The sequence below is a fragment of the Pseudomonas sp. C9-3 genome, assembly GCF_032392015.1.
Taxonomy (GTDB): Bacteria; Pseudomonadota; Gammaproteobacteria; order Pseudomonadales; family Pseudomonadaceae; genus Pseudomonas; species Pseudomonas nitroreducens.
Genome location: NZ_CP135919.1, coordinates 64333 through 82044, shown reverse-complemented (window position 1 = coordinate 82044; position 17712 = coordinate 64333). Strand labels below are relative to the sequence as shown.

At 66.6% G+C, this 17712-nt stretch carries 21 protein-coding genes; 19 read left to right on the top strand and 2 right to left on the bottom strand.

From position 1 onward, the window contains the following. Nucleotides 1–16: 16 nt before the first annotated feature. The 13 genes from RS899_RS00400 (at nucleotide 17) to RS899_RS00340 (ending at nucleotide 10385) form a co-directional block, all read left to right on the top strand. Nucleotides 17–481 carry a GNAT family N-acetyltransferase gene (locus tag RS899_RS00400; RefSeq protein ID WP_024764674.1) on the top strand — a complete coding sequence of 155 codons (465 nt, stop codon included), beginning with the start codon at nucleotides 17–19 and terminating at the stop codon, nucleotides 479–481. A gap of 88 nt (nucleotides 482–569) precedes the next feature. Beyond that, a complete protein-coding gene (locus tag RS899_RS00395) occupies nucleotides 570–1454 on the top strand; it encodes a substrate-binding periplasmic protein (protein WP_054908338.1) in 885 nt (294 codons plus the stop codon). 194 nt (nucleotides 1455–1648) lie between these two features. Next, nucleotides 1649–2308, top strand: a complete 660-nt coding sequence (locus tag RS899_RS00390) for a DedA family protein (protein WP_054908337.1) — start codon at nucleotides 1649–1651, stop codon at nucleotides 2306–2308. A gap of 7 nt (nucleotides 2309–2315) precedes the next feature. Then, a complete protein-coding gene (locus RS899_RS00385) occupies nucleotides 2316–3134 on the top strand; it encodes a zinc-dependent peptidase (protein WP_054908336.1) in 819 nt (272 codons plus the stop codon). A gap of 80 nt (nucleotides 3135–3214) precedes the next feature. Continuing rightward, nucleotides 3215–3745 (top strand): inorganic diphosphatase, encoded by a 531-nt coding sequence (gene ppa, locus RS899_RS00380; RefSeq protein ID WP_017521720.1) that lies wholly within the window; start codon nucleotides 3215–3217, stop codon nucleotides 3743–3745. Between the two features lie 308 nt (nucleotides 3746–4053). Then, nucleotides 4054–4683: an START domain-containing protein gene (locus tag RS899_RS00375; RefSeq protein ID WP_315808813.1), complete on the top strand. Its 630-nt coding sequence runs from the start codon at nucleotides 4054–4056 to the stop codon at nucleotides 4681–4683. A 126-nt stretch (nucleotides 4684–4809) separates the two neighbouring features. Next, nucleotides 4810–5055 carry an exodeoxyribonuclease VII small subunit gene (locus RS899_RS00370; protein WP_315808812.1) on the top strand — a complete coding sequence of 82 codons (246 nt, stop codon included), beginning with the start codon at nucleotides 4810–4812 and terminating at the stop codon, nucleotides 5053–5055. Further along, the gene (gene ispA, locus RS899_RS00365) at nucleotides 5052–5939 is read left to right on the top strand and encodes a (2E,6E)-farnesyl diphosphate synthase (protein ID WP_315808811.1); all 888 of its coding nucleotides are present in this window, start codon (nucleotides 5052–5054) and stop codon (nucleotides 5937–5939) included. The genes RS899_RS00370 and ispA overlap by 4 nt, the downstream gene beginning before the upstream one ends. 131 nt (nucleotides 5940–6070) lie before the next feature. After that, nucleotides 6071–6745 carry a GntR family transcriptional regulator gene (locus RS899_RS00360; protein WP_054906844.1) on the top strand — a complete coding sequence of 225 codons (675 nt, stop codon included), beginning with the start codon at nucleotides 6071–6073 and terminating at the stop codon, nucleotides 6743–6745. A 113-nt stretch (nucleotides 6746–6858) separates the two neighbouring features. Further along, complete coding sequence (locus RS899_RS00355; RefSeq protein ID WP_024764666.1) at nucleotides 6859–7803, top strand: 4-hydroxyproline epimerase; 945 nt, start codon at nucleotides 6859–6861, stop codon at nucleotides 7801–7803. Continuing rightward, nucleotides 7800–8912: an FAD-dependent oxidoreductase gene (locus RS899_RS00350; RefSeq protein ID WP_315808810.1), complete on the top strand. Its 1113-nt coding sequence runs from the start codon at nucleotides 7800–7802 to the stop codon at nucleotides 8910–8912. Before RS899_RS00355 ends, RS899_RS00350 begins: the two co-directional genes overlap by 4 nt. Further along, a complete protein-coding gene (locus tag RS899_RS00345; RefSeq protein WP_054906841.1) occupies nucleotides 8905–9141 on the top strand; it encodes a (2Fe-2S)-binding protein in 237 nt (78 codons plus the stop codon). Before RS899_RS00350 ends, RS899_RS00345 begins: the two co-directional genes overlap by 8 nt. After that, a complete protein-coding gene (locus RS899_RS00340; protein ID WP_315808809.1) occupies nucleotides 9138–10385 on the top strand; it encodes an FAD/NAD(P)-binding oxidoreductase in 1248 nt (415 codons plus the stop codon). The genes RS899_RS00345 and RS899_RS00340 overlap by 4 nt, the downstream gene beginning before the upstream one ends. Nucleotides 10386–10410: 25 nt before the next feature. Here the strand turns inward: RS899_RS00340 and RS899_RS00335 are convergent, their stop codons facing one another. Both RS899_RS00335 and RS899_RS00330 read right to left on the bottom strand, forming a co-directional pair. Beyond that, nucleotides 10411–10776: a VOC family protein gene (locus RS899_RS00335; protein ID WP_315808808.1), complete on the bottom strand. Its 366-nt coding sequence runs from the start codon at nucleotides 10774–10776 to the stop codon at nucleotides 10411–10413. Between the two features lie 88 nt (nucleotides 10777–10864). Then, nucleotides 10865–11554, bottom strand: a complete 690-nt coding sequence (locus tag RS899_RS00330) for a YafY family protein (protein WP_315808807.1) — start codon at nucleotides 11552–11554, stop codon at nucleotides 10865–10867. Nucleotides 11555–11689: 135 nt separating this feature from the next. On the opposite strand from RS899_RS00330, the gene RS899_RS00325 reads away from it, so the two are divergent. From RS899_RS00325 to RS899_RS00300, 6 genes are all read left to right on the top strand, one after another. Next, nucleotides 11690–12469, top strand: coding sequence for an AraC family transcriptional regulator (locus RS899_RS00325; RefSeq protein ID WP_054906838.1), 780 nt, complete (start codon nucleotides 11690–11692; stop codon nucleotides 12467–12469). A gap of 489 nt (nucleotides 12470–12958) precedes the next feature. Further along, the gene (locus tag RS899_RS00320; RefSeq protein ID WP_054906837.1) at nucleotides 12959–13765 is read left to right on the top strand and encodes a transporter substrate-binding domain-containing protein; all 807 of its coding nucleotides are present in this window, start codon (nucleotides 12959–12961) and stop codon (nucleotides 13763–13765) included. Between the two features lie 70 nt (nucleotides 13766–13835). After that, nucleotides 13836–15554 (top strand): aconitase family protein, encoded by a 1719-nt coding sequence (locus RS899_RS00315; protein WP_315808806.1) that lies wholly within the window; start codon nucleotides 13836–13838, stop codon nucleotides 15552–15554. Further along, nucleotides 15554–16219, top strand: coding sequence for an amino acid ABC transporter permease (locus RS899_RS00310; RefSeq protein WP_045216994.1), 666 nt, complete (start codon nucleotides 15554–15556; stop codon nucleotides 16217–16219). Before RS899_RS00315 ends, RS899_RS00310 begins: the two co-directional genes overlap by 1 nt. 11 nt (nucleotides 16220–16230) lie before the next feature. Next, entirely contained in the window at nucleotides 16231–16881 is a 651-nt protein-coding gene (locus tag RS899_RS00305) for an amino acid ABC transporter permease (RefSeq protein ID WP_024764660.1), read from the top strand. Then, the gene (locus RS899_RS00300) at nucleotides 16874–17596 is read left to right on the top strand and encodes an amino acid ABC transporter ATP-binding protein (RefSeq protein ID WP_315808805.1); all 723 of its coding nucleotides are present in this window, start codon (nucleotides 16874–16876) and stop codon (nucleotides 17594–17596) included. Before RS899_RS00305 ends, RS899_RS00300 begins: the two co-directional genes overlap by 8 nt. Nucleotides 17597–17712: the final 116 nt, after the last annotated feature.

Genomic DNA, 17712 nt, shown 5'->3' with positions numbered 1-17712 from the left:
CCGCCGAGGCCCGCTTATGCGCATCGTGCAAGCCACGCTCGACCACCTCGATCTGCTCGCTCCGTTGTTCGTCAAATACCGCGAGTTCTACGGCATGCTCCCCTACCCCGAGTCCTCGCGGAAATTCCTCGAGAAGCGCCTGCGCCGCAAGGAATCGGTGATCTACCTGGCCCTGCCGGACGACGACGACAACAAGCTGCTGGGCTTCTGCCAGCTCTACCCGAGCTTCTCCTCGCTCTCGCTCAAGCGCGTGTGGATCCTCAACGACATCTACGTCGCCGAAGAGGCGCGCCGCCAGCTGGTCGCAGACCACCTGCTGCAGACCGCCCGGCAGATGGCCCGCGAGACCCAGGCCGTGCGCATGCGCGTGTCCACCAGCGTCAACAACGAAGTGGCGCAGAAGGTCTACGAGTCCATCGGCTTCCGCGAGGACAGCGAGTTCAAGAACTACATCCTGCCGATCAGCGACGACCTCAACTGAGGCACGCAACGGCCCGCTGGCGGCGGCGGGCCCGGCACACTAAAGTGCCATCATCGGAATTGCCGCGGCCTCCGCATGAAGGGATCCCATGCGTATTTCCCTGCTCGTTCTGCGCACCGCCTGCTTCTGCCTGGGCCTTGCGGGCGCCATCGCCCAGGCCCAGACGTTGCGTGTCGCCACCCTGGAATGGGCGCCCTATGTCGGTAGCGACCTGCCAGGCAACGGGCTGGCCAGCCGCATCCTCAACGAAGCCCTGGCACTCAACGGCGACAAGGCAGAGCTGGTGTTCCTGCCCTGGCAGCGGGCGCTCAACGAAACCCGCGAGGGCCGCTTCGACGCGCTGATGCCGGCCTACCTGTCGCCCGACCGCAGCCAGGATTTCTACACCTCGATGCCGTTGCTGGACTCCCAGCTCGGCTTCTTCCGCCGTCGCGACCGCGCCCTGCCGATCAACCCCCGCGATCTCGACACCCTGCGCCCCTACCGCATCGGCGTGGTGCGCGGCTACGTCAACCAGGAGAGCTTCGACAGCGCCGACTTCCTCAACAAGGACGTGGTCAGCAGCGACTGGCAGAACCTGGAAAAACTCCTGCGCGGGCGTATCGACCTGGCCGTGGTGGACCGCTACACCGGCTACCAGTTGCTCAGCCAGAACGCCCCGGCGCTGCGCGAGCAGCTGGAGTTCGTCGACCCGCCGCTGGAGGTCAAGCCACTCTACGTGCTGGTGCCGAAGAAGCGCGCCGAAGGCGAAGCCCTCGCCGCCAGCCTCGACCGCGGCCTGCGCACCCTGCGCCGCAGCGGGCGCCTGCAGCAGCTGATCGCCGAGGCACGCCTGGAAACCGCGATGAACACCCGCGAAGTCGCCGTACACCCGCTGGCCGAGCAGTTGCCAGCCGCCGGCGAGCAGAACGGCGCGGCGTTGACACCCCGAGCGGCGCCCGCCCTGTTGAGCTGGCAGGCAAGCCTGCTCTGACGCAGCGTCCAGCGCTCCCGCGGTATTTGTCACAAGGCGTTGCGGCGCCTGCAGCGACAGGATTTTCACGCAGAAGCTGTAATATCCTCCCGCGGGTCTCCGTCGCAGGATTCGACAGAGAGCGCCCCCGGCAGCCAGGTCGCGCCTTATAATGGTCGGCCCGGCCGTTCACCTCGTTGTCAAACAGGCTTCTCATGGAATTCAACCCGATCGACCTGATTCTCCACCTCGACAGCTACCTGTCGCTGGCGGTAGCCAACTATGGCACCTGGATCTACGCCATCCTCTTCCTGGTGATCTTCTGCGAGACCGGCCTGGTGGTGACGCCCTTCCTGCCGGGCGACTCGCTGCTGTTCATCGCTGGCGCCATCTGCGCCGCTGGCGGCATGGACCCGTGGCTGCTCGGCGGCCTGCTGCTGCTCGCGGCGATCAGCGGCGACAGCACCAACTACGTGATCGGTCGAACACTGGGCAAGCGCCTGTTCAGCAACCCGAACTCGAAGGTCTTCCGCCGCGACTACCTGGACCAGACCCACGCCTTCTACGAGCGCCACGGGGGCAAGACCGTGACCCTGGCGCGCTTCCTGCCCATCGTGCGCACCTTCGCGCCCTTCGTCGCCGGCATGGCCTACATGCCCTACGCGCGCTTCCTGTTCTTCAGCGTGGCCGGCAGCATCGCCTGGGTCGGCGGCCTGGTGACCCTGGGCTTCTTCTTCGGCAACGTGCCCTTCATCAAGCAGAACCTCTCGGTGATGATCATCGCCATCATCGCCTTCTCCCTGGTGCCCATGCTGATCGGCTTCATCCGCCACAAGATGCGCCCATCGGCCAAGGCCCAGCCAGGCGAGCACTGATCCGCCCATGTGGTCGTTCAGCGCCTGGCGCCGCCGGCGCTTCCTCGCCCGCTATCCGCTCGACGCCCAGCTCTGGGAGCAGGTGCGGCGGCAGCTGCCGATCCTCGACGGCCTGAGCGAAGAGGAACTGCGCCGGCTCGGCGAGCGGGCGCTGCTGTTCCTGCGCGACAAGCGCCTCTCGCCGCTACCCGGCATCGAACTGGACGACTACCGCCGCCTGCTGCTCGCCACCCAGGCCGAGCTGCCGCTGCTGCACCTGCCGGACCTGAACTGGTACAGCGGCTTCCATGAGCTGGTGCTCTACCCCGACGACTTCGTCAGCCCGCAGAAACACCGCGACCCCGCTGGCGTCATGCACGAATTCGACGACGAGCGTGCCGGCGAAACCTCCCTGCAAGGCCCGGTGATCCTCGCCTGGCCCGGCGTGGAGAGCGGCGGTGGCTGGGACGCCTACAACCTGGTGATCCACGAACTGGCGCACAAGCTCGATATGCTCAACGGCGACGCCAACGGTCTGCCGCCACTGCACCGCGACATGCGCGTCACCGACTGGGCCGCCGCCATGCAGGCCGCCTACGACGACATGAACCGCCAGCTCGACCGCGATCCGCAGGCGCACACCGCCATCGACCCGTACGCGGCCGAGAATCCTGCCGAGTTCTTCGCCGTCACCAGCGAGTACTTCTTTACCGCTCCGGACCTCCTTCAGGCGGCCTATCCCAAAGTCTATGAACAGCTTTCGCTGTTCTACCGGCAAGATCCGCTCTCGCGCCTGCACCGGCTGCAAGCCGAGCACCCCGAATATCAGGAAACTCGGGCGCACTAGGCGATGTCTGTGGCTTGGACACGGCAATCTGCCTATAATCCGCCGCACTTTTTCGGCCCGACCACTATCTGGAGTCGTCCATGAGCTACAGCAGCATCCCGGCTGGCAAAGACCTGCCGAACGACATTTACGTCGCCATCGAGATCCCGGCCAACCACGCGCCGATCAAGTACGAAATCGACAAGGACACCGACTGCCTGTTCGTCGACCGTTTCATGGCCACCCCGATGTTCTACCCGGCCAACTACGGCTTCATCCCGAACACCCTGGCCGACGACGGTGACCCCCTGGACGTGCTGGTCGTGACCCCGTATCCGGTCGCTCCGGGCTCCGTCATTCGCGCCCGTCCGGTTGGCGTGCTGAACATGAGCGACGAAGCCGGCGGCGACGCCAAGCTGATCGCCGTACCGCACGACAAGCTGACCGTCCTGTACAAGGACGTGAAGGAATACACCGACCTGCCGGCCCTGCTGCTGGAGCAGATCAAGCACTTCTTCGAGAACTACAAGGATCTCGAGAAGGGCAAGTGGGTGAAGGTCGAAGGCTGGGGCGACGCCGCCCAGGCCCACGACTACATCACCAAGGCTGTCGCCGCCTTCCAGGCCAAGTGATGGTCGCGGGGTAGCCCCCGCCGCGAAGAAGCCCCGCCACTGCGGGGCTTTTTTGTGACCGGGATTAGGCTTTTCGTCCCGACTTTGCTACCATGCGCGCCCCGCACGCAGTCCCCTGCGTTGCCACAGAATCAAGGCGGCCCGCCCTACCAGAAGTAAGGTTGGACCACCCCCTGAAAGCCGGCCACAAGCCGGCTTTTTTAATGCCTGCGAAAAAGCTTCCCGGCATGCCAGACCGCTCGCCGGCCAATGCGCCGCTGTCACCAGGCAGGCATAAGATCGGTCTATCCCCTCGCCGGTCCGCCGCCATGAAGCGCCCCTCGCCCTTCCTGCTCGCCCTGCTACTGACAGCTCCGTTGCCAGCGTACGCGCAGGCTGGCGACTGGAAGCTCGCCAAGGACCAGGACGGCGTGCAGGTCTACCTGAAACAGGTCGCCGGCTCGAACTACAAGAGCTTCCGCGGCATTACGCTGGTGAAGGCTGACGTCGCCACCCTCGGGCATCTGCAGGAGAACCTGCGCGTCTCCTGCGCCTGGCTCTACGCCTGCGCGCAGATGCGCCTGCTCAAGTACAGCGACGAGGCGATCTGGGTCTACCTCGACACCAAGCTTCCCTGGCCCGCCGCCCCGCGTGACCTGGTGTTGAAGGTGAGCACCGAAGAAACCCCGGACGGCGGCATGATCCGCCACCTGCAGGCCGCGCCGGACTATCTCCCACCGGTGAAGGACCGCATCCGCGTGCCCAGCGTCTCCGGGACCTGGCAGATGGTCCCCAAGGGCCCGAAGCTCACCGAAGTCACCTACGAAATGCGCGGCGAGCCCGGCGGCAGCGTGCCGTCCTGGCTGGCGAACCAGTTCGTGGTCGATGCTCCATTCGAGTCGCTGCGCATGCTCAAGGTGGTGGCGGAGCACCAGGGCGTCCGCGACGCCGGCTACTAGAAACCGGTTCGAAAGCGCCGCCGGCAGCGCTTGTGCAGTCGCCGGCGGCCTGACCGAAGATTTGCCCGCAAAGCCCGTCTCTGCTAGTGTCGCGAGGTTTCCGAATACCCCCGCCGAGATGTCCGCATGGCCCGCAAGAAAGCTTCCCTCGACTTCGAACAGTCCCTCGCCGAGCTACAAACGCTGGTAGAGCGCCTGGAAAGCGGCGAGCTGTCGCTGGAGGACTCGCTGGAGGCCTTCGAGCAGGGCATCCGCCTGACGCGCGACTGCCAGGCGGCGCTGACCCAGGCGGAACAGAAGGTGCAGATCCTCCTGGAACGCGATGGCGAACTGAGCGAAGCGCCCTTCGATCCGGAAGGCGAAGACGCATGATCGCCGGCTACCAGGCGCGCTGTACGGCGCGTGTCGACGCTGCGCTGGAAAAACTCTTCGTCGCCCCCCGTGAAGAACTCACCCGCATCTACGCCGCCATGCGCTACAGCGTGGTCAACGGTGGCAAGCGCGTGCGCCCGCTGCTGGCCTACGCGGCCTGCGAAGCACTGGGCGGCGACGCCGAGCGCGCGAACGGCGCTGCTTGCGCAGTGGAGCTGATCCACACCTACTCCCTGGTGCACGACGATCTGCCGGCGATGGACGACGACGACCTGCGTCGCGGCCAGCCGACCACCCACATTGCCTATGACGAGGCCTGCGCGATTCTCGCCGGTGACGGTCTGCAGGCGCTGGCATTCGAGGTGATCGGTAACGCCCAGTTCAATCCGCAGGATGCGCAGACCCGTCTGGACATGCTGATGATCCTTACCCGCGCCGCCGGTTCTGCCGGGATGGTCGGCGGGCAGGCGATCGACCTGGAGTCCGTGGGCCGCAAGATCGACCAGGCGGCGCTGGAAACCATGCACCGGCACAAGACCGGCGCGCTGATCGAGGCCAGCGTGCAGCTCGGCGCCCTCGCCAGCGGCCGCGCCAACACCGATGCGCTGGAAGCCCTGCGCCGCTACGCCGAAGCCGTGGGCCTGGCGTTCCAGGTGCAGGACGACATCCTCGACGTGGAAAGCGACACCGCCACCCTCGGCAAGACCCAGGGCAAGGACCAGGCCCACGACAAGCCGACCTACCCCGCGCTGCTCGGCCTCGACGAAGCGAAGGCCTACGCCCTCGCCCTGCGCGACCAGGCGCTGGCTGCGCTGGAAGGCTTTGGCGATAGCGCCGAACCGCTGCGCGCCCTCGCCCGCTATATCGTCGAACGCCGCAACTGATTCCCCGGCACGCGCATTGCGTGTGCAAATCCCGTGATTCATCCATTGCGATGACCGCTCGCCGGTGCTTCACTGCATTACAGGGATTTCGTATACCATATCCGACAACAGCCACCTGACCGGACTGCATCGTGCCGCTACGCAACGCCCCCAACCTGGGTATCGTCCCCTCCGCCTCGGAGACCATCGCCAAGCACCTGCGCGAGGCGATCATTTCCGGCCAGATGGCAGAGCACGAGCCGATCCGCCAGGACGATATCGCGCAGATCTTCAACGTCAGCAAGATTCCCGTGCGCGAGGCGCTCAAGCGCCTGGAGGCCGAGGGGCTGGTGGAGTTCCAGCGCAACAAGGGCGCGCTGGTGACGAAGATATCCGAGCCGGAACTGGCGCAGATGTTCGAGGTACGGGTCGTTCTCGAAGCCCAGGCGATCCGCCTGGCGGTGCCGAACATGACCGCCGAGACCTTCGAGCGCGCCGAGCGCATCTGTGCCGAGTTCGTCGGCGAGGACGATGTCGGCCGCTGGGCGGAACTGAACTGGGAGCTGCACGCCTGCCTCTATGAACCGGCGCAGCGGCCCTACCTGGTTGGCCTGATCCGCTCCATCCATGACAAGCTCGAACGCTACCTGCGCATGCAGATGAGCCTGTCCTCCGGCAAGGAGCGCGCGGATCACGAGCACCACGACATCCTCGACGCCTGCCGCGCCGGCGATGGCGAGCTGGCCGCGCGCCTGCTGGAAGAACACATCAACGGCGTCTGCCGCACGCTCTACGAGCACCTGCCGAATCGGCCGACACCGAGCTGATCGAAAAGACCCGCTGTGCCGATTTCATCATCGGCCCGGCGGAAAACCCTCAAGCTCCCATCCCCGCTCCGCGCCACCCTAAGGTCAACCACAAGACCACCTCAGGGGGCAGCATGAAACGCATCCAGGTTCTCGATTCCCACACCGGCGGCGAACCCACGCGCCTGGTGCTCGACGGCTTTCCCGATCTGGGCAAGGGCAGCATGGCCGAACGCCGTGCGCTGCTGGCCAGGGAGCACGACAGTTGGCGCGCCGCGACCGTGCTGGAGCCACGCGGCAGCGATGTGCTGGTCGGCGCACTGCTCTGCGAGCCGGTGGACCCGAGCGCCTGTGCCGGGGTGATCTTCTTCAACAACACCGGTTACCTGGGCATGTGCGGCCATGGCACCATCGGCCTGGTCGTCTCGCTGGCGCACCTGGGGCGTATCGGCCCCGGCACGCACAAGATCGAGACGCCGGTGGGCACCGTCGAAGCAACCCTGCACGACGACCGCTCGGTGAGCGTGCGCAACGTCCCCTCCTATCGCTACCGCAAGCAAGTGCCGGTGCAAGTGCCCGGCCATGGCCTGGTGCACGGCGACATCGCCTGGGGCGGTAACTGGTTCTTCCTGATCGCCGATCACGGCCTGCGCGTCGCCGGCGACAACCTGGACGAACTGACTGCCTACACCGTCGCCGTGCAGAAGGCGCTGGAAGACCAGGGCATCCGCGGCGAAGACGGTGGCCTGATCGATCACATCGAGCTGTTCGCCGACGATCCCGATGCGGACAGCCGCAACTACGTACTCTGCCCCGGCAAAGCCTACGACCGCTCGCCCTGCGGCACCGGCACCAGCGCCAAGCTGGCGTGCCTGGCCGCTGACGGCAAGCTCGCTGCCGGCGACGCCTGGCGCCAGGCCAGCGTGATCGGCAGCCAGTTCGAAGGCCGCTTCGAGTGGGTCGGCGAGCCTGCCGAGGGGCGCATCATCCCGACCATCCGCGGGCGCGCCAACATCAGCGCGGAAGCCACCCTGCTGCTGGAAGAAGACGACCCGTTCGCCTGGGGCATCCGTTCGTGAGCGATGCGGACATCATCGTCATCGGCGCCGGCATCGTCGGCGCCGCCTGCGCCCACGCCCTCGCCCGCCGCGGCCTTGACGTGCTGGTGCTGGATGCGCGCCTGCCCGGCGCCACCGCCGTCGGCATGGGCCACCTGCTGGTGCTCGACGACAATGCCGCCGAACTGGCGCTGAGCAACTACTCGCTGCAACGCTGGCGCGAGTGGGGCCACGACATGCCCACCGAATGCGCGTACCGCAGCAACGGTACGATGTGGCTGGCGGCCAATGACGAAGAGATGGCCGAGGCCGAACGCAAGTTCGCCGTGCTGCGCGAGCACGGCGTCGCCGCAAGACTGCTGAACAGCACGGAGCTGCAGCAGGAAGAACCCGAGCTGCGCAGCGACCTGCACGGCGGGCTGGAGATCACCGGTGACGGCATTCTCTACGCCCCGCGCGCCGCCGCGTGGCTGCTGGAGTCAGCGCTGAAACCGATCCGCCAGCGCCAGGCAACAGTGGTGGAAATCGACGAACCCCGCGTGCGCCTGGACGACGGCCAGTGGCTGAGCGCCAAGGCCATCGTCCTGGCCAATGGCATCCAGGCCACGCAGCTCTGCGCCGACCTGCCCATCGAGCCGAAAAAAGGTCATCTGCTGATCACCGACCGCTACCCCGGCAAGGTGCGCCGCACGCTGGTGGAGTTGGGCTACGTGACCAGCGCGCACAACGCCAGTGGCCCATCGGTGGCCTGCAACATCCAGCCGCGCCCGACCGGCCAGCTGTTCATCGGCGCCTCGCGGCAGTTCGGCACCACCGACCCGCAGGTGGAAGGCTGGATGCTGGCGAAGATGCTGCGCCGCGCCGTCGACTACATGCCCGGCCTGGCCAACCTCAACGTGATTCGCAGCTGGGCCGGCTTCCGCGCCGCCAGCCCGGACGGCATGCCGCTGGTGGGCGAACATCCGCAGCGCCCCGGTCTGTGGCTCGCTGTCGGCCACGAAGGCCTGGGCGTAACCACCGCGCCAGGCACCGCCGACCTCCTCGCTGCGCAGCTGTGCAATGAGCCTTTGCCGTTGCCGGCCGAACCCTATTCCCCGCGCCGTTTCCTCGGAGCAAACGCCCATGCCTGACCTGACTCTTGACGGCCGCCCGCTACGTGTCGGCGCCGGCACCACGGTGGCCGCCGCGCTTGCCCAGGGTGGCGACGGCACCACACGCACCTCGGTCAGCGGCCAGCGCCGTGCGCCGCTATGCGGCATGGGCATCTGCCAGGAGTGCCGGGTGACCATCGACGGCCAGCGCCGCCTGGCCTGCCAGACCCTGTGCCGTGACGGCATGCAGGTGGAGACGCGCCCATGAGCGAGTCCGTCGATATCCTCATCATCGGTGCCGGGCCGGCGGGAATGTCCGCCGCCCTCGCCGCCGCGCCGAGCGGCGCCAGCATCGTCATCCTCGACGACAACCCGCTGCCCGGTGGGCAGATCTGGCGCGACGGGCCCAACGCGCACCTGCCGCGCGCCGCTCTGGAGCTGCGCGAAAAGGTCGCTGCCTGCGCCAACATCAGGATTCACAGCGCCACCCGCGTGGTGGCCCTGGCCGGCGAACGCGGCCTGCTGCTGGAAGACTTCGAACGTGGCTGGCGGCTGGACTACCGCAAGCTGATCCTCTGCACCGGCGCCCGCGAACTGCTGCTGCCCTTCCCCGGCTGGACGCTGCCCGGCGTCACCGGTGCAGGCGGGCTGCAGGCACTGGTGAAAGGCGGCGTACCGGTGGATGGCCAGCGTGTGGTGATCGCCGGCAGCGGCCCGCTGCTGCTCGCCAGCGCCGCAACCGCCCGCGCCAACGGGGCGAAGATCCAGCGCATCGCCGAACAGGCCTCGTGGCCTGCATTGGCCAGCTTCGCACTGAAGCTGCCACGCTGGCCGAACAAGCTGGTGCAGTCCTTCGGCCTGTACGACCCGGCCTACCGTGCCGATAGCCATATCGTCGCCGCATTGGGGACAGATCACCTGGAAGGCGTGCGAATCAGCCAGAGTGGCAAGCTGAAGGAAATCGACTGCGACCGGCTGGCCTGCGGCTTCGGCCTTATCCCCAATGTGCAGCTCGGCCAGGCGCTGGGCTGCGCGGTGGATGACGGTGCAATCCGCGTCGACGCTTGGCAGGCGAGCAGCCGCGATGGCATCTACGCCGCGGGCGAATGCACCGGCTTCGGCGGCTCGGAGAAGGCCCTGGTGGAGGGCAGCATCGCCGGCCACGCCGCCGTGGGTGAACACGACCGCGCCCGTGGGCTCTGGTCGCAGCGCCAGCGCTGGCAGGGCTTCGCCGACGCACTGAAAAAGGACTTTGCCCTCGACCCGCGCCTGAACCAGCTCGCCCAACCGGACACACTCGTCTGCCGCTGCGAAGACGTGCCCTACTCGGCCCTGGCCGGCAAGCCGGACTGGACCGCCGCCAAGCTCGCCAGCCGCTGCGGCATGGGCGCCTGCCAGGGCCGCGTGTGCGGCGCTGCGGCCAAGCAGTTGTTCGGTTGGCAACCGCCAGCGCCGCGCCCGCCCTTCAGCCCGGCGCGGGTAGAAACCCTGCTGCAGCTCGCCGACGACTGAAGGGACCCGCCATGCCAGGGAATGCTCAGCTCAAGCAGAAGACGCGCAGGCGATGACCATCCGGATCGAGCGCGGTGAAGGTGTAGCCGAAATCCATCTGGGTCGGCGCCTGGATAATCTCGACGCCGTGCTGCTGCCAGTCACGGTGCAGTCGCAGTACGTCGGCGTGGCTCTGCGCGGGGATACCCAGCTCGCTGCCACCAGCCTGCGCCACGGCGTTCGGCTGCACGCCAGCGCGAGTCCAGAGGCCGAATTTCAGGCCATTGTCGAAGACGAACAAGGCGAAGGTCGCGCTGTTTTCCACCGGGTCGCGCTGCAGCAGCTCCGCGTAGAAACCGGCGCTGCGCTGGGCATCGTCGACGTAGAAAATGATCATGTTCGGGCTGACCATGGAAAACTCCTTGCTGTTGAATGAACCGGCTTCGTTGCCGGTCATCGCAGGCTATGGCGTACCCGTGTCAGTTTCCGGCAGCAGTCATTCACTGCGCGGGGATGTCGTGCCTCGCGTACCAGTCCTTGAGCAACGCCTGCCGCTGACGCGGGTAGCGCTCCGCCAGGCTGCTGACCTGCTCCATGCGGTCGAGCCGAAAGTGCCGCAGGTCCTGGCGCAGCTCGCACCAGGCCATCACCACGCGAACCTGCTCGAAGTAGCCCAGGCCGAACGGCCAGACCACCCGCTCGGTGAACTGTCCGCCGGCATCCCGGTAGGCGAACTGCAGCTTGCCCTGCCGGCGAATGCTGTCTCGCACCTGGCCCAGCAACCCGTCCGCCACTCGCTCGGATGGCCGGCTACCCACCAGCAGCGCATTGCTCTCCAACTCCAGGCGCAGATTGGCCGGCAGTACCGAGCCGACCTTCGCCAGCACATCCCGCGCCGCCGATACCAGGCCCTGGTCGCCATGCCGGCTCACCCAGCGCATGCCCAGCACCAGCGCCTCGATCTCCTCCAGCGAGAACATCAGTGGCGGCAGCTCGAAACCGGGGCGCAGCACGTAGCCAACGCCAGCCGCACCCTCGATATGGGCGCCCTGCTGCTGCAGGGTGGCGATGTCGCGGTACAGCGTGCGCAGGCTGATGCCCAGCTCATCGGCCAGTTGCCGGCCCGACACCGGAAGACGATGGCGCCGCAGTATCTGCAGAAGGTCGAGCAGCCGCTGGGCTCGGGACATGATGATCACTCGAAGGCTAATGTCGGCCGACTAGTCCAGCACGCCGAGGCCCGGCCAACAACCGCAACGTCGCCCGCTCTCGCCCCGGCCACAGCGACACCCTTTCCCACAACCTGATTGCCCCGTATCCTCGCGATGTTCCGACAGCCGACTCGCCTCCCGATGCACGACCTGATTCCCCAGGGCGCCCGCGACCTGGACAGCCTGCTGCAGACCCTTGCGCAGATTTCCCCGCTGCTCGATGCCATGCCCGGCGTGGTGTTCTTCATCAAGGACACCGCGGCGCGCTACGTGCTGGTCAACCAGACCCTGGCGCGGCGCTGCGGTGTGAAGGATGCCCGCGAGTTGCTCGGGCGCACCGCCGAGGAGGTCTTCCCGTCGCGCTTCGGCCCGATCTACACCGAGCAGGATCGCCGCGTGCTGGAAACCGGCGGCCAGCTCAGCGATCAGCTGGAGCTGCACCTCTACCCCGGCCGGCTGCCGGGCTGGTGCCTGACCCACAAGCTGGCGTTGCACGATGCGCAAGGCGTTGTGATCGGCATGGCGGGGATTTCCAGCGACCTGCAGGCGGCGCAATCCACGCATCCGGCGTACCAGCGCCTGGCGGCGGTGGACGCCTACATCCGCGAGCACTTCGACAGGCCGATCAACCTTGCCGAGCTGACCGAACTGGCCGGCCTCTCCGTCGCCCAGCTGGAGCGCCACTGCAAGCGCATCTTCCAGCTCACGCCACGGCAGATGATCCACAAGGCGCGCCTGGGTGCGGCCACACGCCTGCTCGGCGAAGACCTGCCGATCACCGAGATCGCCCTGCGCTGTGGCTATACCGACCACAGCGCCTTCAGCCGGCAATTCCGCGCACTGACCGGGCTGTCGCCGACGCAGTATCGCGAGTCGCAAACCTCGCCCAACTGAACACTTCCCTCCGCGTAGGGTGCATAACGCCTACGGCGTTATCCGCCGCCAGCCAAGGCACGAATGCGCATACGGCGGATAAAGCGTGCCGCTTTATTCGCCCTACGGGATAAACGTCCTGAAAGTTTGTGTGTGGGCGGTTCGCGAGCAAGCTCGCTCCTACGAAGAGCAAGCGCTGCCCTGCCTGTAGGAGCGAGGGGGGCGCCCGGTTCTTGCTCGCGAACACTCTTCAGCCCCGATCAGCGTGCGATACGTGAATGCTCCCATACGGGGCAGCGAAACACGCTCCTGCTTCATTTGGTAACAGCGCTCGGAACCCACCTACAGGTAATTCGGAATGCTCCCAGCAACGAATCCCCCGCACACCGGGCTTTGCGACCCATGAGTCACGCCCGAGTGATTTCTGGCACATGCCTTGCTCTAAGAAATATCGTATACGAAATCCATAATACAAAAATCGCTGCACAACACTGACTCAGAGAGGCCCCCATGAAATTCACCCGAATTGCTCTAGCCCTCACCGCTGTGTTTCTCGCCGGCCAGGCCCAAGCCGACAAGCTCGACGACATCATCGAATCCGGCAAGCTGCGCTGCGCCGTGACCCTGGACTTCCCGCCGATGGGTTCGCGCGATGCGCAGAACAACCCGGTCGGCTTTGACGTGGATTACTGCAACGACCTGGCGAAAGTCCTTGGTGTTACCGCCGAAGTCGTCGAGACGCCCTTCCCGGATCGTATCCCCGCGCTGGTATCCGGCCGCGCCGACGTGATTGTCGCTTCCACCTCCGACACCCTGGAGCGCGCCAAGACGGTCGCCATGACCATCCCCTACTTCGCCTTCCAGATGGTGGTGCTGACCCGCGAGGACACCGGCATCACCAAGTACGAGGACATCAAGGACCGCCCGGTAGGCAACACCAGCGGCACCTATGAAGCCATTGCACTGGAGAAGGACGTGAAGAAATGGGGCGGCAAAGGCTCCTTCCGCGCCTACCAGAGCCAGAACGACACCATCCTCGCCGTTGCCCAGGGCCACATCGACGCCACCGTGGTGACCAACACCGTCGCCGCCTCCACCCTGAAATCCGGCAAGTACAAGGGCCTGAAGGTCGTCGGCAACGCGCCCTACGTGATCGACTACGTGTCACTGGCCGCCGCGCGCAACGAGTACGGCCTGATCCACTACCTCAACCTCTTCGTCAACCAGCAGGTCCGCACCGGCCGTTACGCCGAGCTGTACGAGAAGTGGGTCGGCGGCACCCCGGTCGACCTCACCGTTCCCCACGTGTACTACTGACGGCGGGCGCAACATGTCTTCGATGCAGGCTTCAAGGGTGCGGGACTCACGCCTAACAGGGCGGGTCCTGATGGGGGGTAGCGCCGAAGGGGCGCTACTCCATGCCGACACCGGGCTGAGCTTCTGGGGAGGCGTCGAGCCTTTCACGGGCGAGGTCATCGACCGCCACCATCCGCTCTCCGGCAGCTTCCTGCCCGGGCGGGTGCTGGCGATTCCCAGCGGACGCGGCTCCTGTACCGGCAGCAGCGTGATGCTGGAAATACTGCTCAACGGCCATGCGCCGGCAGCCCTGCTGCTGGCCGAGCCGGACGAGATCCTCACCCTCGGCGTGCTGGTGGCGCAGGCGTTGTTCGGCCGCTCCATCCCGGTGCTGTGCCTGGGCCACGAGGCTTTCGAGCAGTTGTCCACGGGCGGCTGGGCCCGTATCGAAGACGGACAGGTAACACTCACCGCCGAGCGCCCTGCCGATGGCTGGCAGGGCGTGATGGCCAGCGATGCCGGCCCGCTGCCGGAAGGCCTGGCGCTCACCGCCGGCGACCATGAACTGCTCGACGGCAAGCATGGCAAGGCCGCCCAGGCCGCCATGCAGATCGTCCTGCGCATGGCCGCGCTGCAAGGCGCGAAGGACCTGCTGGACATCGCCCAGGCGCACATCGACGGCTGCATCTATACCGGCCCCGCCAGCCTGCGCTTCGCCCGCCAACTGGCGGACTGGGGCGGCAAGGTGAAGGTGCCGACCACCCTGAATTCCATCTCCGTGGACCACCGCCGCTGGCGCGAGCTGGGCGTCGACAAGGCCTTCGGCGAGCCCGCCGCCGCACTGGGCGATGCCTACATGGAGATGGGCGCGCAGATGAGCTACACCTGCGCGCCCTACCTGCTGGACAGCAAGCCGAGCCTCGGCGAACAGGTCGTGTGGGCCGAGTCCAACGCCGTGGTCTACGCCAACAGCGTGCTCGGCGCGCGGACCCTGAAATATCCGGATTACCTCGACATCTGCATCGCCCTCACCGGCCGTGCGCCGGACGTCGGCAGCCACCGCGACGACGGCCGGCTGGCCGTGCTGCGGATCGATGTCGAGCTGCCGGCCGAGCACGACGAATCGATCTTCCCGCTACTCGGCTATCACATCGGCGAGCTATGCGGCACGCGCATCCCGGTGGTCGACGGCCTGCAGCCGCTGGCGCCGGACAGCGACGCGCTGAAAGCCTTCGGCGCAGCCTTCGCCACTACCTCCGCTGCGCCGATGTTCCACATCGCCGGAGTCACCCCGGAAGCGCCGGACGTCGCCACCGCACTGGGCGGCAAAGCCCCGCTGCAACACCTGCGCGTCACCCCGGCGGACCTGATCGCCTCCTGGCGCGAGCTGGACCACGCAGCAGAGCCCAGCGTGCAACTGGTGTCCCTGGGCAACCCGCACTTCTCCGCCAGCGAGTGTGCCGAGCTGGCCAGGCTGGTCGCCGGGCGCCGCAAGCATCCAGGCGTCGCGCTGGTCGTCGCCCTCGGCCGCGCCGTGCAGGAAAAGGCCCGCGCCGCTGGCGACGTGAAGGTGCTGGAAGACTTCGGCGCGCAACTGCTCAACGACACCTGCTGGTGCATGATCGGCGAGCCGGTGATTCCGCCGTCCTGCACCACGCTGATCACCAATTCGGCGAAGTACGCCCACTACGGTCCTGGCCTGGCCGGGCGCCAGGTGCATTTCGGCAGCCTTGCCGCCTGCGTCGAGGCAGCCTGCAGCGGGCGCGGTGACGGTGGCGTCCCGAGCTGGCTGAGCGAGGGGGTGCGCTGATGTTCAACTACAGCTTCCACTGGCGCTCCGCCTTCAAGGCTCTGCCGGACATGCTCGGCGGCGCCTGGGTAACCCTCGAGACCGCCGCGCTGTCGATGATCCTCGGCGTGCTCATCGCGCTGCTGCTGACCGTCATGCGGCAGATGAAGAACCCACTGCTCAAGGGCTTCGCCGACACCTGGGTATCGATCGCGCGCAACACCCCGTCGCTGTTCCAGATCTACATCCTGTACTTCGGCCTGGGCTCCTTCGGCCTCCACGTCAGCTCCTGGGTGGCGCTGCTGGCGGGGATCACCTTCAACAACGCCGGCTACCTCGCAGAGAACTTCCGCGGCGGCCTCAAGGCCGTGCCGGACACCCAGATGCGCGCCGCGCGCTCGCTGGGCATGAGCGCCTTCCAGGCGTACCGGATGATCATCGTTCCGCAGTTGCTGCGCATCGTCTATTACCCGCTGACGAACCAGATGGTCTGGGCGGTGCTGATGACGTCGCTGGGCGTGGTGGTGGGCCTGAACAACGACCTCACCGGCGTGACCCAGGACTTCAACGTACGCACCTTCCGCACCTTCGAGTACTTCGCCCTGGCCGCGGTGCTCTATTACATCATCGCCAAGGTCATCGTGGCGGTCGCCCGCCTGTTGAGCTGGCGGCTGTTCCGCTACTAGGAGAAGCACGCATGTTTTCCACGAGCTTCACCGTCAACGACCTGATGTTCCTGCTGCAAGGGGCCTGGGTCACCGTCAAGCTGACCGTCGGCGCCATGCTCATCGGCACCCTCGCTGGCGTCGTGCTGGGCTGGCTGCGCGCCACCCTGCCGCGCGCCACGATGCCGGTTGGCTGGTTCCTCGACATCTTCCGCAGCGTGCCGCTGCTGATCCAGTTCGTGCTGTTCAACTCGCTGAAAAGCATCGTCGGCCTGAACTGGAGCGCCTTCACCGTCGGCTGCCTGGTACTGGGCGTGTACGCGGCGGCGTTCTGCACCGAGATCATCCGCAGCGGCATCCTCGCCGTCGGCCCGAACATCCGCCGCGCCAGCCGCTCGCTGGGCCTCAGCTACTGGCAGGACCTGCGCTACATCGTGCTGCCGCTGGCCGCGCGGGTGGCCTTCCCCGGCTGGCTGAACCTGGTGCTGGGGGTGATGAAGGACACCGCGCTGGTCATGTGGATCGGCATCGTCGAACTGCTCCGCGCCTCGCAGACCATCGTGACGCGCATTCAGGAACCCCTGCTGGTGCTGTGCATCGCCGGGGTCATCTATTACCTCATGAGTTGGGTCGTGGCGCGCCTCGGTGCCCGGCTGGAACAAAGGTGGCAGGAAAATGATTGAAATCGACAACGTGCACAAAGCCTACGGCGATCTGGAAGTGGTCAAGGGCGTCAGCCTGACCGTGAAGAAGGGCGAGGTAGTCTCGATCATCGGCGGCTCGGGTTCGGGCAAGTCCACCCTGCTGATGTGCATCAACGGCCTGGAACCGATCCAGCGCGGCAAGATCCGCGTCGACGGCATCGAGGTCCACGCCAAGACCACCGACCTGAACAAGCTGCGGCAGAAGATCGGCATCGTCTTCCAGCAGTGGAACGCCTTCCCGCACCTGACCGTGCTGGAGAACGTCATGCTCGCCCCGCGCAAGGTGCTCGGCCTGCCCAGGGAAGAAGCCGAGGCGATGGCGGTGAAGCAGCTCAAGCACGTCGGTCTGGGCGACAAGCTCAAGGTGTTCCCGCAGAAGCTCTCGGGCGGGCAGCAGCAGCGCATGGCGATCGCCCGCGCGCTGGCCATGTCGCCGGACTACATGCTGTTCGACGAAGCCACCTCGGCACTCGACCCGCAACTGGTGGGCGAGGTACTCGACACCATGCGCCTGCTCGCCGAAGAGGGCATGACCATGGTCCTGGTGACCCACGAAATCCGCTTCGCCCGCGATGTGTCCGACCGCGTGGCGTTCTTCCGCGAAGGCCTGGTGCACGAGATCGGCACGCCGGACCAGGTGATCGTCAACCCGCAGCGGGCGGAGACGGCGGAGTTTCTGAGGTCGGTGAACTGACAAGAGCCCCTCTCCCTAACCCTCTCCCTGAAGGACGAGGGGACTGGATCGGAGCAGGCTGATGCCTTGGTGTAAGCCGGCACGGTCGCTCCCTCTCCCTTCAGGGAGAGGGCTGG